This is a genomic window from Phaeobacter sp. JH204B (assembly GCF_048055755.1).
GTDB lineage: Bacteria > Pseudomonadota > Alphaproteobacteria > Rhodobacterales > Rhodobacteraceae > Phaeobacter > Phaeobacter bryozoorum.
In genome coordinates this window covers 131,107-147,823 of record NZ_JAYMXF010000008.1, presented here as the reverse complement: position 1 = coordinate 147,823, position 16,717 = coordinate 131,107, and the positions used below count along the sequence as shown (strand labels likewise).

General features: G+C 60.1%; 16 protein-coding genes. 7 read left to right on the top strand and 9 right to left on the bottom strand.

Annotated elements, in window-relative coordinates:
• Both VXL81_RS04125 and VXL81_RS04120 read right to left on the bottom strand, forming a co-directional pair.
• Positions 1-1,530: calcium-binding protein (locus VXL81_RS04125; RefSeq protein ID WP_416553043.1), on the bottom strand; the 1,530-nt coding region annotated here is incomplete at its 3' end.
• A 15-nt stretch (positions 1,531-1,545) separates the two neighbouring features.
• Positions 1,546-1,872 carry a hypothetical protein gene (locus VXL81_RS04120; protein ID WP_416553041.1) on the bottom strand — a complete coding sequence of 109 codons (327 nt, stop codon included), beginning with the start codon at positions 1,870-1,872 and terminating at the stop codon, positions 1,546-1,548.
• Between the two features lie 248 nt (positions 1,873-2,120).
• Here VXL81_RS04120 and VXL81_RS04115 point away from each other — a divergent pair, with 248 nt between their 5' ends.
• Positions 2,121-2,924, top strand: a complete 804-nt coding sequence (locus VXL81_RS04115; protein ID WP_416553039.1) for an SDR family NAD(P)-dependent oxidoreductase — start codon at positions 2,121-2,123, stop codon at positions 2,922-2,924.
• 35 nt (positions 2,925-2,959) lie between these two features.
• On the opposite strand, the gene VXL81_RS04110 is transcribed toward VXL81_RS04115, so the two are convergent.
• Positions 2,960-4,057, bottom strand: a complete 1,098-nt coding sequence (locus VXL81_RS04110; RefSeq protein ID WP_416553037.1) for a DegT/DnrJ/EryC1/StrS family aminotransferase — start codon at positions 4,055-4,057, stop codon at positions 2,960-2,962.
• Positions 4,057-4,467, bottom strand: coding sequence for a sugar 3,4-ketoisomerase (locus VXL81_RS04105; protein WP_340544481.1), 411 nt, complete (start codon positions 4,465-4,467; stop codon positions 4,057-4,059). Before VXL81_RS04105 ends, VXL81_RS04110 begins: the two co-directional genes overlap by 1 nt.
• A 412-nt stretch (positions 4,468-4,879) precedes the next feature.
• Here VXL81_RS04105 and VXL81_RS04100 point away from each other — a divergent pair, with 412 nt between their 5' ends.
• The gene (locus VXL81_RS04100; RefSeq protein WP_340544482.1) at positions 4,880-5,824 is read left to right on the top strand and encodes a glycosyltransferase; all 945 of its coding nucleotides are present in this window, start codon (positions 4,880-4,882) and stop codon (positions 5,822-5,824) included.
• Between the two features lie 25 nt (positions 5,825-5,849).
• On the opposite strand, the gene VXL81_RS04095 is transcribed toward VXL81_RS04100, so the two are convergent.
• On the bottom strand, positions 5,850-6,512 hold the full coding sequence (locus VXL81_RS04095; protein ID WP_340544483.1) for a GntR family transcriptional regulator: 663 nt from the start codon (positions 6,510-6,512) through the stop codon (positions 5,850-5,852).
• A 158-nt stretch (positions 6,513-6,670) separates the two neighbouring features.
• Here VXL81_RS04095 and VXL81_RS04090 point away from each other — a divergent pair, with 158 nt between their 5' ends.
• The 5 genes from VXL81_RS04090 (at position 6,671) to VXL81_RS04070 (ending at position 13,748) form a co-directional block, all read left to right on the top strand.
• Positions 6,671-7,630, top strand: a complete 960-nt coding sequence (locus tag VXL81_RS04090; RefSeq protein WP_340544485.1) for a dihydrodipicolinate synthase family protein — start codon at positions 6,671-6,673, stop codon at positions 7,628-7,630.
• Complete coding sequence (locus VXL81_RS04085) at positions 7,621-8,565, top strand: proline racemase family protein (protein WP_416540647.1); 945 nt, start codon at positions 7,621-7,623, stop codon at positions 8,563-8,565. Before VXL81_RS04090 ends, VXL81_RS04085 begins: the two co-directional genes overlap by 10 nt.
• Positions 8,565-9,995 carry an aldehyde dehydrogenase family protein gene (locus VXL81_RS04080; protein WP_416553035.1) on the top strand — a complete coding sequence of 477 codons (1,431 nt, stop codon included), beginning with the start codon at positions 8,565-8,567 and terminating at the stop codon, positions 9,993-9,995. Before VXL81_RS04085 ends, VXL81_RS04080 begins: the two co-directional genes overlap by 1 nt.
• A 56-nt stretch (positions 9,996-10,051) precedes the next feature.
• Positions 10,052-11,302 (top strand): NAD(P)/FAD-dependent oxidoreductase, encoded by a 1,251-nt coding sequence (locus tag VXL81_RS04075; protein ID WP_416553033.1) that lies wholly within the window; start codon positions 10,052-10,054, stop codon positions 11,300-11,302.
• A 166-nt stretch (positions 11,303-11,468) separates the two neighbouring features.
• Positions 11,469-13,748: a methyl-accepting chemotaxis protein gene (locus VXL81_RS04070; RefSeq protein ID WP_416542545.1), complete on the top strand. Its 2,280-nt coding sequence runs from the start codon at positions 11,469-11,471 to the stop codon at positions 13,746-13,748.
• A gap of 193 nt (positions 13,749-13,941) precedes the next feature.
• Here VXL81_RS04070 and VXL81_RS04065 read toward each other — a convergent pair whose 3' ends face one another.
• The 4 genes from VXL81_RS04065 to VXL81_RS04050 all read right to left on the bottom strand — a co-directional run bounded on the left by VXL81_RS04065 (position 13,942) and on the right by VXL81_RS04050 (position 16,715).
• Positions 13,942-15,096: a M56 family metallopeptidase gene (locus tag VXL81_RS04065; RefSeq protein WP_340544492.1), complete on the bottom strand. Its 1,155-nt coding sequence runs from the start codon at positions 15,094-15,096 to the stop codon at positions 13,942-13,944.
• A complete protein-coding gene (locus tag VXL81_RS04060; protein ID WP_340544494.1) occupies positions 15,086-15,481 on the bottom strand; it encodes a BlaI/MecI/CopY family transcriptional regulator in 396 nt (131 codons plus the stop codon). Before VXL81_RS04060 ends, VXL81_RS04065 begins: the two co-directional genes overlap by 11 nt.
• Before the next feature lie 158 nt (positions 15,482-15,639).
• On the bottom strand, positions 15,640-15,918 hold the full coding sequence (locus tag VXL81_RS04055) for a DUF2160 domain-containing protein (RefSeq protein WP_340544496.1): 279 nt from the start codon (positions 15,916-15,918) through the stop codon (positions 15,640-15,642).
• Positions 15,918-16,715 carry a carbohydrate ABC transporter permease gene (locus tag VXL81_RS04050; protein ID WP_008561997.1) on the bottom strand — a complete coding sequence of 266 codons (798 nt, stop codon included), beginning with the start codon at positions 16,713-16,715 and terminating at the stop codon, positions 15,918-15,920. Before VXL81_RS04050 ends, VXL81_RS04055 begins: the two co-directional genes overlap by 1 nt.
• Positions 16,716-16,717 lie beyond the last annotated feature (2 nt).

The window sequence follows — 16,717 nt, the reverse complement described above, 5'->3', positions numbered from 1 at the left end:
GATTGTATCGTTCCCGGATCCGCCGGTCACGGTGTCGTTGCCGCCGCCTGCGATAATCTCGATCCCGCCTGCGTCGTTGGTGGCGTCCACCACATCGGCTGAATCGCCCAGGATTACGCGCTCGATTTCGGAGAAGGTGAGCGTACTGGTGCCATCGCTGATCGTGCCCGCGCCGGAGCCGGTGAAGGTCACGGTGACCGGGTTGGTCACGGCGGAGAGGTCGATAGTGTCGTAATCCGTGCCGGTGGTGACCCCTTCGCCGCCGATGATCGTGTCCGCGCCAAAGCCGTCCTCGACCACAAACGTGTCGGCATCGTCCCCGCCCGACAGGCTATCAGCGCCAGTACCGCCCGAAATCGTGTCCGCGCCCGCGCCGCCGTCCAGCAGGTTATTGGCGCCGTCGCCTGTCAGGCTGTCATTGGCTGTGCCGCCGAGAATGTTCTCGATCCCGCTATAGGTGTTGCCGTGCTGGTCCGTACCGGTCGTGAGATCGATGTTGAAGTTGACATACGACGCATCAGAATTGACGATATCGTAGGTGTCAATCCCGGCACCTCCGATAAAGGTGTCGGCGCCGAAATTGGCCAGAAGCGTATCATTGCCGCTGCCGCCATCGATTGTGTCGGCGCCGCCGCCGCCGTCCAGCACGTCGTCGCCTGTACCGCCATCGATTGTGTCGGCCCCGGCACCGCCGCCCAGAACGTCGTTGCCGCTACCGCCATCAATTGTGTCGGCGCCGGTGCCGCCGGTCACGCTGTCATCCCCAGATGAGGCATCAATCCGCATACCGGTGCTGCCACTCGACAGGTCGATGGTGTCGTTTCCAAGGCCTGTGGAGATGAATTCAATCTCGGAGAAATTGATGGTCGAACTGCCACCGGTCACGGAACCGGCCTCGCTACTGGTTAGCGTGACGGTAAGCGGATCGTTTTCCCAGGCGCCGCCGTCCTCAAACGTCAGTCGTAGCCAGTCGCCATTCCCGTCTTCGTCCCCTTCGCCACCGATGATGCTGATCGTGCCGCCTATGCCTTCTGGTGCATAGTTATAGAAGGTATCGTCGCCGGTCCCGCCCTGTGCTGTATCGCCAGCACCTGTGACAAAGACGTCGTCGCCTGCGCCGCCAGTCATCAGGTCGGCCTCGGTTCCGCCGTAGATCGTGTCTTTGCCGTCTCCGCCGATCAGGGTATCGCTGCCGCTTCCGCCGTAGACGATATCGTTGCCCGCGCCCGCGACGATGCTGTCGTTGCCGGCTACGGCATAGATTGTATCGTCGCCCGCTCCAGCATCCACGGTATCGTCGCCGCCATAGGCGTTCATCAGGGTGCCGTCGGCATCGATATAGCTGGCGCCGATGCTGTCATTCCCTGCGGTGCCGTCGACCGTGCCGTCGATAAAGGCATCCTGTTCGAGGTCGGCAAAGGCAAAGGAGTAGTTGTCACCGATGACTGACGTGAGCTGAATGGATTCGATCGGCTTGTCGTCGAGAACGTTGTTGGCAGGGTCACCTTCTCTGTAGGGGTTAAGGAACACCCGACCTGATGTATCCTACAGGATCAGCATCTGCGTCGTAGCCGTGGTGCCATCGGAATAGGTGACAAGGACATTGTAGTCGATGGCGCTGTCGATATCGGAGGATATTCCGCCATAGATCAGCTGATCGGCGCTTTGTCCGTTGTCGTTCTCAAGGAGCTGCCCGTCACTGTTGAGGTCGTTTACTGTGAGGCTGTCGATGTTGTCATAAAGCGGCGCGCCCGAGCTGCCGAACGTGGCGCCAACCAGGATGGAGGAGTTTTCAGATGCAAAGTTGGCTTCGTTTGGATCCAGATCGGAAAACGTTCCGAGGTAAAACGATTCAATTGTTCTAGTTACCAATTTTCACCTCGGGTTACTGTACAATACGCAAGACGCGTTGTTTGTACCGGTGCTGGAGCCGTCCAGATCTGAGCGACTAAATTAGAAGATGGTGCTTAAAGTTTAGTTGAAACGGCCAAATCGGGCCCAAACCGCCGCTCCAAGTGGCAGGGAGTACAGCCTCCAGCGTGGATTTGGCCGCTGCCTGACAATGGTTTCCGCGGCTCCGGCAGATGTTCATCGCAAGCGGTTGCGGGCTGGGATCCGCCTTGAATCCTGCCTCTGTGTCGATCGGCGACGGCGTCGCAGGCGATGTTGCGGATGTTCCTGGGCAGGGCTATCAGTTGCTTTGCGGATGCGGGCGCGAGGTGACTGTGAAGAAGAACATTCTGATTGTCGGCGGCAGCTCTGGCGTCGGTCTAGAACTGGCGCGGCACTACGTTGCCGAGGGACACCGGGTCACCATCACCGGACGGGCCGATCCGGGCTTCAGCGGCGCACGGTTTCATGCACTTTCGGTGACTGAGGATTCCAGCGATCTGATCACGGAACTGGATCGGTTGGCGCGGCAGGTCGGAGATGTGCAGACCCTGATCTATTGCGCGGGCTTTTTGCAGCAGGGGACGATTGCCTCGCTAGAGGATGCCGCGCTTGCGCAGATGACCAATGTCGGATTGCTGGGGCCTATGATGCTGATCCAGCGACTGGTCCGGCAGGCGTCCGGACCGCTCAAACTGATGCTGATCACCTCAAGCTCACAGTATAAACCGCAGGCGGGAATGCCTGCCTACTGCGCGACCAAGGCCGGTCTTGGCATGTTGGGGGCGGCGCTGGTGCGCGGCGACGGGATCGGCAAGGTGCTGGTCGTCGCTCCGTCAGCGATACGTACGAATTTCTGGGACGGCACCACAGAAGACACATCGACCATGCTTGACCCCGGCTGGGTGGCCGGGCGGATTGTGGAACTGTCCAGCGGTGCCTTCAAATACAAATACGCAAAGCTCCTGCGCAGCCCGGCAAGGGTTGAGGTGGTCGATCATCTCGACAATGCTTTCCAGCCGATAAATCCCTGATGGCACCATGCTCTGACCTGGGCAGGGGGCAGGGGTCAGGCCAGCCGCCTGAGGCAGCTGATCACATGATCGGTCTGCGCGTGGCTTTGATGCGGGCCGATGGGTAGGCTGATCACCTCCCGGGCCAGCTGCGTTGCCAGTGGCAGCATCGAATCCGTCAGACCCAAGGAAGCATAAGCCGCCTGCGCATGTGGCGGGATCGGATAATGCACCAGGGTCTGGACGCCGACATCGGCCAGATCTTTCGCCAGCCGGTCCCGGTCCGGGTGCCGCACCACAAACAGATGCCAGACGGGATCGGCCTTGGCCGCGACATTGGGCAGCGCAATGCCAAGATCGCACAATTCCGACAGGTAGCGCGCGGCGATCTGCGCCCGCCGTGCGTTCCAGTCTTCCAGCACCGCCAGCTTCACGGTCAGGAAGCTGGCCTGAACCGGATCGAGGCGGCTGTTGAACCCTGCAACCTCATTGCGGTATTTTTCGTGAGACCCGTAATTGCGCAGCAGCGATAGCCGGTCGGCCAGTGCATCGTCATTGGTGGTGACCGCGCCGCCGTCTCCCAATGCTCCGAGGTTCTTCCCCGGATAAAAACTCCAGCAGACGATATCACCGGTTCCGCCGATGGAGCGTCCGTCCCAGCGCGCGCCATGCGCCTGCGCGGCGTCCTCGATCACCTTCAGCCCCAATTCGCGGGCAACCGCCATGATCGCGGTCATGTCTGCGGGCTGGCCATATAGGTGAACGGGAATAACCGCCTTGGCGCCGGGCACCATGGCGGCGCGTATGCCGTCAGCCGTGATATTATGGGTTGCCGGATCAGGCTCCACCGGTACCGGGATCGCGCCACATTGCGATACTGCCAGCCAGGTGGCGATATAGGTGTTGGAGGGAACCAGCACCCGATCTCCCGGCCCGATTTCCAGCGCCACAAGTGCCAGGCGCAAGGCATCCAGCCCGTTCGCAACACCAAGCGCATGCGAGACGCCGCAGTAGCGGGCAAACGCCTGCTCGAACCCGGCAACATCCGGGCCGAGGATATACCAGCCGGAGCGCAGGCTCTCCAGCATCCGGGGTTCGCTGCGCACTGCCAGCTCATCATAGGCCGCTTTCAGATCGAGAAACGGAACCTGCATCACGTTGCCCCCACGGCCTGCCGGAAGTCGGTGTAGTCGCGAATATAATCGCCTTCGTCATAAGGCGCGGATGCCATCACCATGCAGACCGCACCGGAGGAGAAGTTATCGAGATATCGCCACATCATCGGGCAGATGTAGATGCCGAAATATGAGCGGTTCAGATGAAAGCGTTTCTTGTCGAACCCGTCATCCAGAACAACGTCAAAGCTGCCGGACATCGCGATCATGAACTGGTGCAGACCCTTGTGCGCATGCGCGCCGCGATCCGATCCGCCCGGCACATCGTAGAGGTAGTAGACGCGTTTGATATCAAACGGGATGTGGTTCATCCCTTCGACAAATGTCAGGTTGCCGCGTGCGTCTTCGATCTTGGGCAGGTCAATAAATTTGCAATCGCTGAGTGGCAAATCCGTACTCCGGTCTTGTGGCAACGACCGGCTTTGGCAGCTGATCGGAGCAAACGTCGGATCTATCATCGAATAAGAGCGATCCAGTCTGGTCTATTGGCACAGCTGTCTACCATATTGTCATCTCCGATCAATCGAATTGGCGCATGCCGCGCCTGCATTGCGGAACTTGGCCTACGTGGCTGTAACCGCCAGAAGACCGCCGGGATCACTCGATTGCGGTGCCAGCGGGCAGGCAGTGTCATTGGCTGCGCACACGGGCAACCGCAGCTGTCGGGCATGGCTCCTTCTTGCAAACTGCAGTATTGGTGGTCTAACGGCGTCGGCGTCCAGGTGGTAAGACAGGCCTGAGACCCGCAGGGGCAACAGCAATGGATTTTCTGCGCGTGCGTGCAGGTTGGATTGGGTTGAAATGAACAGATACAGCTACTCAGTTGTGCTTCTTACCTACAATCAGCGGGACTATGTGAAAGAGGCGGTTGAGGCCGTGCTGGCACAAGACTGCGATCCTATCGAGATTCTGCTGTCGGACGATTGTTCGCAGGATGGCACCTTTGAGGCGATGGAGGCGCTGGTCGCCGATTACTCCGGGCCACATTCCGTTGTGCTTAACAAGAACCCGCAGAACCTGGGCGTCAACAAACATATCGAACGATGCTTCAACCTGAGTACAGGTGACGTCATCATTGCCGCGTCCGGCGATGATATCTCTCTTCCGGGACGCGTGGCACGGACCATTGAAGTCTTTGAGCGTGACGATCCGCTTCTGGTCTTCTCGCACGGCCAGGTCGAGACATTGGACGGCAAACCGATGCCCAAAACCTATGCCAAGGCAACATTCTACACCCGGACCGATGCCATGTCCGCGGCCTGTTCAATGCAGTTGTTCCTTGGGGCGACCTGTGCCTGGCACAAGGATCTCTTCCGCAAGTATGGTCCGATCCAATATGCAGACTGCTACGAGGACCTTGTGCTTGGGTTCCGTGCTGCGCTGGAGGGGCGCGTCGCATTCATCGACGAAGATCTTATCATCTATCGGGTCGGTATGGGGCAGACCAGCACGCAGCAATCCATCACAGATGCCGAGGCTTTTCGAAAAAAACGTCTGGCAGAGGTCGGCCGCGAGGTTTCGCTTTTGCGCCAGCGCCTGTCCGATGCGCAGGTTTTCGGTCTGACCGAAGGTGACCCGATTCTCGAGGCCATTCGCAGCCGACTTGAGGAACGGCAACTTCGCCGCACCTATCTGAAGGGCGGGTTGCGGAAACTGGACAAATCGGCCTTGAAGCATCCCTGGTCGGTGCTGGGCTTCATTTTATCCGAGCGGCGGCGTCGCAAGAAGGCGCTCAAGACGTCTTAAGGGAGATTGCGGCGGCTCCGGGCGCTTAGCCGAAATCCTCCAATCGTTGCAGCAGCGTTTCGCAGGAGCCGGTGATGTGGTCACGTGTGAGCGCCGCTGCAAGGTCAGCGTCGCCTGCAACACAGGCCTCCCAGATAGCGATGTGCTCACGATTGGCCCGTTCGTTACCATTGGTCAGCACCAGCTGCGCCCTCAGGTAGCTGTCAACGCGGTCCATCGCATTGTCGATCACATCCATGTGGTATTGCAACCCGCTCTCTCGATAGAGTGTGGAGTGGAAATCCCGGTTCAACTCGCCCCAGGTCATCGGATCTTCCGACTGCGAGAACGCTTCCAGGCAGGCCTTGGCATTGGCCAGCGCCAAAGGCGACATCCGCGGGACAGCACGGCGGATCACCTCCGATTCCAGAACCGCGCGGAAATCGAAAATCTCCTTGGCTTCCTGCGCCGACAGGCCTGAGACGACAGCGCCCTTGTAGCGCTGGGTTTTGACCAGGCCCTGTTCCTCAAGTCTGGAAATCGCTTCGCGCACGGGGATTCGGCTGGTGTTGAACATCTGGGCAATCTCATCCTGCCGCAGCGGCTCACCTTCCTTCAGGTCTCCTTCGATAATCGCCTTGCGCAGGGCGTCAAAGACGATCGTCGAGGCAGACGCGGTCTTGGATATATCAACGGATTTCAACTTCATATCTTCGCTCCTTGTCCGGTTTATACCCTTGATCGTCACTGCGGGGAAAGTGCAGATAAATATCATATTGAATATTGGATCCAATATGTATTATGCAATAAAGCATAGCGCCGAGAGCCAGCACCCTCGGGTTCATATCCATTGAAGAGGATCCAACAATGACACACCCCGTATTCTCCGGCTGTATCCCGGCCCTGATGACCCCCTGCACCGCCGACCGCCGACCGGACTTCGATGCGCTGGTCAAAAAGGGGCAGGAGCTGATTTCGAAGGGCATGTCGGCGGTGGTCTATTGCGGATCGATGGGAGACTGGCCACTGATCAGCGATGCCGAGCGGATGGAAGGCGTTGCCCGATTGGTTGCCGCTGGCGTGCCGACTATCGTCGGTACTGGCGCTGTCAATACGGCGCAGGCCGCTGCCCATGCCGCTCATGCCGCCGAGGTCGGGGCCGCCGGTCTGATGGTGATACCGCGCGTTCTGTCGCGCGGCAGTTCCGTGGCCGCGCAGCGCGACCATTTCGCAGCCGTGCTCTCTGCCGCACCCACGCTGCCTGCGGTGATCTACAACAGCCCCTATTATGGGTTCGCTACGCGCGCTGATCTGTTCTTTGACCTGCGTCGTGACCATCCGAACCTGATCGGATTTAAGGAATTCGGCGGCGCTGAGGACCTGCGGTATGCAGCCGAGAACATCACCTCGCAGGACAGCAGCGTTACCCTGATGATCGGCGTCGATACCACCGTGTTCCACGGCTATGTGAACTGTGGGGCCGGGGGCGCAATCACCGGGATCGGCAATGCGCTGCCTGCAGAGGTGCTGCATCTTGTTTCGCTTTGCCAGTTGGCGGCTAAGGGCAATGCAACAGCCCGTCGGCAGGCGCTTGAACTGGAAGCTGCACTGGCGGTGCTGTCCTCCTTCGACGAAGGTGCGGATCTGGTTCTCTACTACAAGCACCTGATGGTGCTGAACGGCGACAGCGAATACCAGCTGCATTTCAACGAAAGCGACCGGCTCAGCGCCAGCCAGAAAGCCTATGTCGAAGCGCAATATGACCTCTTCCGCAGCTGGTACGCCGACTGGAGCCAGCAACCCGATGTTGCGGCGCTATGCGGGTAATCGACAGCCATACCGCTGGAGAGCCGACCCGTCTGATCCTCTCGGGCGGGCCGGACCTTGGCAGTGGATCACTGGCGGAGCGGGCCGAGCGCCTGTTCCGCGAGCATCGGAGCTTTTGCACATCGGTACTGTCGGAGCCACGTGGTCACGACGCCATCGTTGGTGCCCTGCTGGTGCCGCCGACAGATCCCGGCTGCGCCGTCGGTGTCATCTATTTCAACCCGGTCGGGCCCTTGGGCATGTGTGGCCATGCCACCATAGGAACCGCAGTGAGCCTGCATCATCTCGGGCGCCTTGATCTGGGCCGACATCATATCGAAACGCCGGTTGGGACCGTCGGCGTCCATTTGCAGTCCGCCAATCGCGCCGCTGTCGAAAATGTCGAGAGCTACCGCTATCGCGCCAACGTCGTGGTCGAGGTGCCAGATCAAGGCCCCGTCACGGGCGATATCGCCTGGGGTGGAAACTGGTTCTTCCTGACCTCCGATGCACCGGCACCACTCACTTTGGCCCATATCGACCAGCTGACCGCGCGGGCCGTTGATTTGCGGCTTGCCTTGGCCGAGCAGGGGATCACCGGGCGCGACGGCGCCATGATCGACCACGTCGAGTATGTCGCGCCACCGCTGACCTCCGAAGGGCATGCACGCAACTTCGTGCTTTGCCCGGGAACAGCCTATGACCGCTCGCCCTGTGGCACCGGTTCGGCGGCGAAACTGGCCTGCCTTGCTGCTGATGGCGATCTTGCGCCCGGCGTGACCTGGATTCAGGAAAGCGTGATCGGCAGCACCTATTCGCTGCAATACCGCAGAGGCTCCAGCGGCGGAGTGATTGCGACCATAACCGGCACGGCCTTTGTGACCGGAGACACAGTTTTGAACTTTGATCCCGCAGACCCCTATCGGGCGGGGATCACCACCCAAGAGGTATTTTGATGGACTATCGCAACCTGATCGCCGGCGACTGGTCGGAGACCGCCGCCGCCAGCGCCAATATCAACCCGTCCGACACGCAGGACATGTTGGGCTACGCCGCCAACAGCCAGGCCGAAGACATGGATCGCGCCATTGCCGCAGCGAAGGCCGCCGCCCCGAGCTGGGCCGCCAGCACGCCGCAACAGCGATTTGATGTATTGGACGCCATCGGCACCGAAATCCTGGCCCGCAAGGCCGAACTGGGTCGGCTGCTGTCGCGCGAAGAAGGCAAGACGCTGCCCGAAGGCATCGGCGAGGCAGCGCGGGCCGGGCAGATTTTCAAGTTCTTCGCGGGTGAAACCCTGCGCCAGGCGGGTGAGATACTTGCCTCGGTTCGCCCCGGCGTCGGTGTCGAGGTGACCCGCTCTCCGGTCGGCGTTGTCGGCCTCATCACGCCCTGGAACTTCCCCATCGCCATCCCGGCCTGGAAAGTCGCCCCGGCACTGGCCTATGGCAATGCGGTTGTTCTGAAACCGGCCGAGCTGACACCGGGTTGCGCCCACGCGCTGGCCGAGATCATCAGCCGCTCCGGTCTGCCCGATGGTGTCTTCAACATTGTCTTTGGCTCCGGCAGCACCGTTGGTCAGCGGCTTGTGGACAGCCGTGATGTTGATGCTGTCTCCTTTACCGGTTCGGTCGAGACCGGCAGCGCCATTGCGGCTGCCTGCGGCGCGCAGCGCAAGAAGCTGCAGCTGGAAATGGGTGGCAAAAACCCAATGGTGGTGCTGGATGATGCCGATTTGGAGACCGCGGTCGAGGCCAGCCTCAATGGCGCGTTCTTCTCCACCGGTCAGCGCTGCACGGCCTCTTCGCGGCTGATCGTGACCGAAGGCATCCACGACCGTTTTGTCGCGGCTCTGGGCCAGCGGATGACAGATCTTCGGGTCGGCAATGCGCTGGATCAGGAGACCCAGATTGGCCCGGTTGTGGATGAGCGGCAGCTGGAGAAGGATCTCTACTATATAGATGTCGCCGCCAGCGAAGGCGGGCGGGTGCTCGGAGGCCAGACGCTTCAGCGCAGCACCAAGGGATTTTATCTTTCGCCTGCTCTGGTGACCGAGACCTCGAACGAGATGCGCATCAATCAGGAAGAGGTCTTTGGCCCGCTGGCATCGGTTATTCGCGTTGCCGACTATGACGAGGCGCTGATGGTTGCCAATGACACACCGTTTGGTCTCAGCGCAGGGATTTGCACCGGATCGCTTAAATATGCGACGCATTTCAAGGCCAATGTCGAGGCCGGCATGGCGATGGTGAATCTTCCGACCGCCGGGGTGGATTATCACGTTCCATTTGGCGGCACCAAAGGGTCCAGTTTTGGCGCCCGCGAGCAGGGCAGCCATGCGAAAGACTTTTATACAAAAGTCAAAACTGCCTATACCTTGGCGTAACGCCGGTTAGCAGGTGGCGGGGCGGGGGCCTCGCCACAGTCACGAATGGGGGGCAGATGACAAAGACGGTTGTGGTTATCGGTGCAGGTGTCGTGGGTGTCAGCACGGCTCTGCGGTTGCAAAGCGAGCTTGCAGCCAGCGGCGGGCAGGTTGTCCTGCTGGATCGCAAGGGCGTGGCCGAGGAAACCTCCGCAGGCAACGCCGGGGCCTTTGCCTTCACCGATGTTGAGCCGCTTGCGACGCCCGGCATCATGAAAAAGGCGCCGGGCTGGCTCCTTGATCCGCTTGGCCCGCTGTCTGTGCCGCCTGCCTACGCCCTGCAGCTGACGCCCTGGTTGATCCGCTTCTGGCGGGCCAGCTGGCGGGATCGTTATCAGGCCGTGGTAAAGGCCCAGGCCGCTCTGATGCACCTTGCCAAGGCCGCGACGGAACGCCAGATCTCCGATATCGGCGGCGAAGCGATGATCCAGCGCGAAGGCGCCCTGCAGCTATATGAATCCGAGGCCGAGTTCGTGGCCAGCCAATACGGCTGGCAGCTGCGCCGTGATCACGGCATCCGGTTTTCTCTGCTCCACAGCCCGGCTGAAATCGCCGAGATCCAACCCGGTCTCAGCTCCCGGTTTACCCACGCAGGGTTCACGCCCGACTGGATGAACACCTGCGACCCCAAGGCCTGGGTTGAGCATCTGTTTCAGGCCTTCACAGCGCGAGGTGGCCAGTTTCGCAAGGGCGATGTGCGCGATCTGGAGACCGGCGACGATGGCATTCGCATCATGACAGAGAGCGAGCCGCTCTTGGCGGATCATGTCGTGATAGCCGCCGGTGCCTGGTCACATCACCTGGCACGCAGGCTGGGGGACCGGCTGCCGCTGGAAACCGAGCGCGGCTATAATACGACCCTGCCGGCGGGGTGTTTTGATCTGCGCACGCATATTACCTTCAGCCGACATGGCTTTGTGGTGAGCCGGATTCGCGGGGGAGTCCGTGTCGGCGGTGCGGTTGAACTGGGCGGGCTGAAACTGCCTGCGAACTTCAAACGCGCGGACACGCTCCTGGCAAAGGCCGCGCAGTTCATGCCCGAACTGGACACGGCCAATGGCACCCAGTGGATGGGTTATCGCCCCTCATTGCCCGATAGCCTGCCAGTGATCGGTACGGCCACCCGTGACACGCGCGTGATCTATGCCTTTGGCCATGGCCATGTCGGCCTGACACAATCGGCGGCCACGGCCGAGCTGGTCGCGGATCTGGTCGAGGCGCGTCGGCCCGCCATCGACCTCTCTGCCTTTGCAGCGGATCGCTTCTGACACAACCGTCTGCATCTATTGTCGTTTTCGCCGTGCCGAAAGGCGCGGCGTTGTTTTTTCCACAGTTGTTCGCAAACCGAACGTGAACGAAATAGAAGGAATTGTCTGGCTATCTCTTAGGCTATTCGGTCGCCTTGCGACAGAATCGGCACTTTTAAGAGGAGACATGCGCGTCATGCCCAAGGCCCCGAAACTCTCGCTCAAGCTGAAATTGCCCCTGATTATGGTGGCCTTGACGGCAACGTTTCTGGTGACAGTCTCATTCCTCGTCTATTCGATGGCGGAGAAGAGCATTCGCGATTTCGTTTATGCGTCGAAAGCGACCACCGCCCGTTCCGGTGAGCAGGCGTTGAGCTTCATGATGGAGGCCGCGCGCCGCGACTTGTCGATCAACGCGTCGCAGCCAACGGTATTCCGGGCCATCAGCAACTTCGACCGCGTCTACACGATGATCGAAGAAGAGCCGGTTGGGTTCCTGCGGCGTCACTACATCGAGGAAAACCCCAACGCGGCGAACGAACGTCATCTGCTGAGCGATCCGGGCGATGGCTCCTATTACAGCCAGTCCCATGCGACCTATCACCCGACTTTCCTGCAGTCGCTGGAGGTCAACGGTTATGAGGATCTCTATCTTCTGAACGCATCCGGCCAGCTGATGTATTCGGTAAAGAAACGCGAAGACTTCATTCAGCAATTCGGTTCGGGCGAGAATGCCGAAAGCGGCCTAGGCAAAGTGTTCAGCGCAGCGCTCAACGCCGAGGAAGGTCAGGTTGTGACCGCTGATTTTGCGACCTATGCGCCGGGCGGCGGCGGTGCAGGTGCCTTTATGGCGGTGCCGGTATTCAACAAGAAAAAAGAAGTCATCGGCGTGATGGCGGTTCAGATTTCAAGCGCTGCAGTCGTGGCCGCGCTGACATCCAACATGGACGTCGATGGGCATCAGAACATCTTCCTGGTTGGCAGCGACGGCACCGCACGCAGTACTTCGGTGATCGAAGGGGAGTTTGCCATTGGCGATGCCCTGCCGGAGAACGCCGTAACCAAGGCGGCCGCGGCGGGCGATAGCGGTCTGTTTGAGGGCGCCACATCCATCTCTGGTAAACCCATCATTGCCATGGTGCGGCCATTGGACATTGCGGGCTTTGACTGGTCTTTGGTGCTACAGACCGAAGAACAGGCAGCTTTTGCAAAGGTTCGCGACATCCGGCTTGTGGCGATGCTGATGATCGGGGTTTCGGTCCTGATTGCTATCGTGGTGTCTTTCGTCGCGGCACGCCATGTCACCCGCCCGATTCTGGCGCTGCGCGAGGCTACGAATGCGCTGGCTGCCGAAGATTACGCAAGTGAAATCAGCGGCCGTGGCCGTGGTGATGAGCTGGGCGATCTGGCCCGGAGTCTGGATATGTTCCGCGACAAGCTGCTGATCGCGGATGAGGCCGCCGAGCGCGAAGAAGAAGCCGCAAAACAGACCGCTGCGGTTGTCGAGGAGATGAGCGGCGCCCTGGCCGAGTTGCAGCGCGGCAACCTGGCCTGCGACATCCAACAACCTTTTGCGGAGCACTACGAAACGCTGCGCGAGAATTTCAATCGCAGCCTGGTCAACCTGCGCGATTCACTGTCTGAGGTGGTGGATGCGGCTCATAACGTCGACAAGTTTTCCGAAGAGCAGCGTGCCTCCGCCGAGGAAATGGCGCATCGGACCGAAGCGCAGGCCGGCACTTTGGAGGAAACCGCAGCAGCGCTGCAGGACCTGACCAATAGCATTCGAGAGACCGCCGACCGGGCCGGGCAGGTCGATGAGACCATGCGCGGTACACGCGACGAGGCCGAACACAGCAACCATATCGTGACGTCTGCGGTCCAGGCGATGGACCAGATTCAGGATGCCTCCGAGCAGATTTCGCAGATTATCAACATGATTGACGATATCGCCTTCCAGACCAATCTTCTGGCACTGAACGCAGGCGTCGAGGCGGCACGGGCCGGTGAGGCCGGTGCTGGTTTTGCAGTTGTCGCCTCTGAGGTGCGTGCCCTCGCGATGCGGGCCTCCAAAGCTGCTGGGCAGATCAAGGGGCTGACGTCGGCAAGCGAGGAACATGTCGCAAACGGGGTGGCCATGGTCGGGCGTGCGGGGGATGCGCTCAGCGGGATCATCGAAAAGGTCACGAATGTATCCGACCTCATCACTGAAATCGCAGATGGCGTGCAGAAACAATCCAAAGGGTTGGAGAACATCAACGGCGCTATGGGGCGTCTAGATGGCACCACTCAGCAAAACGCCGCAATGTCCGAGGAAGCCTCTGCCGCCAGCCAGCTGCTGCAACATGAAGCACAGGCGCTGACCGGCGTGGTTTCGCGGTTCCAGCTCGGCAATGGCGCAGCCAGCGCAGGCTCAGGTGACTGGGCGGCGGATGGGGCTGCTGGCGCTCACTCAGCCTACGGCTGACCGCATCAAGACATGAGACAGAAGCGCCCGGTCTGATTTTCAGATCGGGCGATTTTTTGTGATCGGGTGTTTGTTTTTCCGGGATCGACACCGCAGCTGCGCAAACTCACCGGTACGCCCTAGAGGATGTCTCGATCAGCAGAAATGGATGCAGTTCTGACAGCCGTCGCAGGTCGTGAACCACCGAAAGGGGTTATTTGGTGAGCGTCATGAACCCACCCTGCAAGGCAGTGACAGCCGTCTGATTGGTATCGGTCACAGCGTTGCGGTGGGCCATCCGCTCGAGATTGACGATGGTCGACAACATGATCCGGTCATGGCTCCAGTCGCCGGGCCGCTGCATCAGGAGCGCGGTGGCAATCACCCCGGTCGCCAGCATCGTCGAAACCAGCATCCAGCCGAACATATGGGGATCTTGGGGCTGCTGCGCTGCGGTGACCACATCAATGCGCCGGGCCAGCGTGGCCCCACGGCGCAGTTCGCGCCGATCTACCAATGCGACCGAGGGGCTGCGCTGCACGAAGCGGATCGGATCCCGCGCCGCCAGGGTGCAGGCCCGGATCAGACATTCGCAGTAGGCGCGGATATCCCGCTGCCCGCGCGTCATCAGCGCCTGGTCACAGGCAAATTCCCGCAGCATCTGCACTTCACGACGCCAGAGGTGATAGGCGGGGTTCCAGAACAGGAAGGGGCGCAGTGCCTCCAGCAGGAATTCGCATTCCACATCCCACTGGCGGAAATGCTGCAATTCATGGGCAACGCTCAACCGCAGATCCGATGGGTTTGTGACCAGCGCGGAGGGCAGCACAACATAGCGGGTAAACAGGCCGCGCGTGGAGAAGGCGACTGTGCTCCGGTCGCTGATGCGGATTTCGATACGGCCAAGACGCTTCCAGATATAGGCCTGTCGCAATCCCGCTCGCAGCCGCAGCACGGCCAAGCCCAGCTGCGCGAGGGAAAGGAGGGCACCGACAATGAGCGCGGCAATGGCAAGCTGCGCCCAGAGGCTGGTCTGCGCCATCAACGCCCTCACCAGATCTTCGCGCAGGCCAAGGATGCTCTCAAACCGTGTGGCGCTCATGTTGACATTGCCCTGCAGATACTGCGCCACCAGCATGTCCGACAGGGTGGGCGGCTGGGAGACGACATAGGTGGTCAGAGCAACCACCAGTATCGGTGACACCGTCAGCAAAAGCGTCATGCCGTTCAGCAGCCTGAGCTGTGGGCGAAACGCCGGGCCCAGCCGACTGCGTGCCAGGATCGCCCGCAGAGCCAGCCAAAGAACGGTGCCGGCAAGGAGCAGTAAATTCAGGTCAATATAGGCGTTCAGAAAACTCTCAGCGTTCATCGTCCCCCAACCTTTCATTCAGCAAGGCCCGTATCTCCACGAGCATCTCGTCGGTGACATCCTCGTCATCCACCAGGCGGGCGACGAGGGCCGCCGGGGCGCCGTTGAAGAGCTTGCTCGAAAGGTTCTTGAGAGTGGTTTTCTGATAATCCGCCTTGGGCACCGCAGGACGGTAGACCAAGGATCTGTCAGCTCGTTCGCTGCTCAGAAACCCTTTTTGTTCCATAATCTTCAGCACAGTCGCGACCGATGTGTAGGCCCGTTCCTGGCTTTTGTTCAGTTCGGCCAGGATATCGCGCACCGTGCCGCCGCCGGTTTCCCAGACAACAGTCATGAATTCGAGTTCAACCTCTGTCAAAAGCGGGTTGTCCTGTTTCTTTCGCATCATGTCTGTCCGGTTGTCCTGGGCTTTGATCATGCTAGGGGATTGGGGGGAGGTTTGAAAACTACTTTTTTAAGAGAGTGGTCCCGAGACCGCGAAAAACACGGTGATGGTCTTGCGACAAAGGGCCCGCCAAGGGGCCCCTTGCCAATGAACTGCGGTCAGACCTTCCAGAAGGTGAAGACAAACCAGCCGATCGAGAGCCCCAGCGGCCACCACAGCGGCATCCCCACTAGACCCAGCCAGGCCAGGAAGATGTAGGAGGTGCCCAGCAGGCTGATGAACAGCCGGTCGCCACGGGTTGTCACCAGCCCCAGCGCGCCTTTGCGGGTGTCGCCTCCGGGTTGACGGATTTCCAGAACGATCATCAGGCCGATGGCCGAAAAGATCCCGATGAACACAAGGGCGGTGGGCCAGGTCCAGGCCATCCAACTCAGCATTATACCCTCCCCATCGCAAAGCCTTTTGCGATGTAGTTGCGGACGAAATAGATCACGATCGCGCCCGGAATGATTGTCAATGTGCCCGCGGCCGCCAGCAGGCCCAGCTCATACCCGGCACTTGAGGCGGTTTTGGTCATGGTGGCCGCGATGGGTTTTGCGGCAACGGCGGTCAATGTCTTGGCCAGCAGCAGTTCCACCCAAGAGAACATGAAGCAGAAGAAAGCCGCCACGCCGACGCCTGCCTTGATCGACGGGATGAAGATCGTGGCAAAGAAGCGCGGGAAGGAATAGCCGTCCACATAGGCGGTTTCATCCAGCTCTTTGGGGATGCCGCCCATGAACCCTTCAAGGATCCAGACCGCCAGTGGAATGTTGAACAGGCAGTGCGCCAGAGCCACCGCGAGATGGGTGTCGAACAGGCCGACAGCGGAATAAAGCTGGAAGAACGGCAGCGCAAACACCGCGGCCGGCGCCATCCGGTTGGTCAGCAGCCAGAAAAACAGCTGCTTGTCGCCAAGAAAGCGGTAGCGCGAGAACGCATAGGCCGCAGGCAGGGCAACAGCGACGGAGATCACCGTATTGATCGACACATAGATGATCGAGTTGATGTAGCCCCAGTACCAGCTCGGATCGGTAAAGATCGTTGCATAGTTCTCAAGCGTAAAGGTTTGCGGGAACAGCGAGAACCCGGACAGGATTTCATTCGTCGTCTTGAAGCTCATCGCCACCAGCCAGTAAATCGGCAGCATGAGGAACAGGATATAGACGATGGGGACGATGGTACGTTTTTGCATCG

Bases quoted from the DNA above. Each gene is read 5' to 3' on its own strand.
- VXL81_RS04070 (WP_416542545.1), top strand. From the start codon at position 11,469: ATGCGCGTCATGCCCAAGGCCCCGAAACTCTCGCTCAAGCTGAAATTG.
- VXL81_RS04050 (WP_008561997.1), bottom strand. From the start codon at position 16,715: ATGCAAAAACGTACCATCGTCCCCATCGTCTATATCCTGTTCCTCATG.
- VXL81_RS04100 (WP_340544482.1), top strand. From the start codon at position 4,880: ATGAACAGATACAGCTACTCAGTTGTGCTTCTTACCTACAATCAGCGG.
- VXL81_RS04075 (WP_416553033.1), top strand. From the start codon at position 10,052: ATGACAAAGACGGTTGTGGTTATCGGTGCAGGTGTCGTGGGTGTCAGC.
- VXL81_RS04060 (WP_340544494.1), bottom strand. From the start codon at position 15,481: ATGCGAAAGAAACAGGACAACCCGCTTTTGACAGAGGTTGAACTCGAA.
- VXL81_RS04085 (WP_416540647.1), top strand. From the start codon at position 7,621: ATGCGGGTAATCGACAGCCATACCGCTGGAGAGCCGACCCGTCTGATC.
- VXL81_RS04090 (WP_340544485.1), top strand. From the start codon at position 6,671: ATGACACACCCCGTATTCTCCGGCTGTATCCCGGCCCTGATGACCCCC.
- VXL81_RS04095 (WP_340544483.1), bottom strand. From the start codon at position 6,512: ATGAAGTTGAAATCCGTTGATATATCCAAGACCGCGTCTGCCTCGACG.
- VXL81_RS04065 (WP_340544492.1), bottom strand. From the start codon at position 15,096: ATGAACGCTGAGAGTTTTCTGAACGCCTATATTGACCTGAATTTACTG.
- VXL81_RS04055 (WP_340544496.1), bottom strand. From the start codon at position 15,918: ATGCTGAGTTGGATGGCCTGGACCTGGCCCACCGCCCTTGTGTTCATC.
- VXL81_RS04080 (WP_416553035.1), top strand. From the start codon at position 8,565: ATGGACTATCGCAACCTGATCGCCGGCGACTGGTCGGAGACCGCCGCC.
- VXL81_RS04110 (WP_416553037.1), bottom strand. From the start codon at position 4,057: ATGCAGGTTCCGTTTCTCGATCTGAAAGCGGCCTATGATGAGCTGGCA.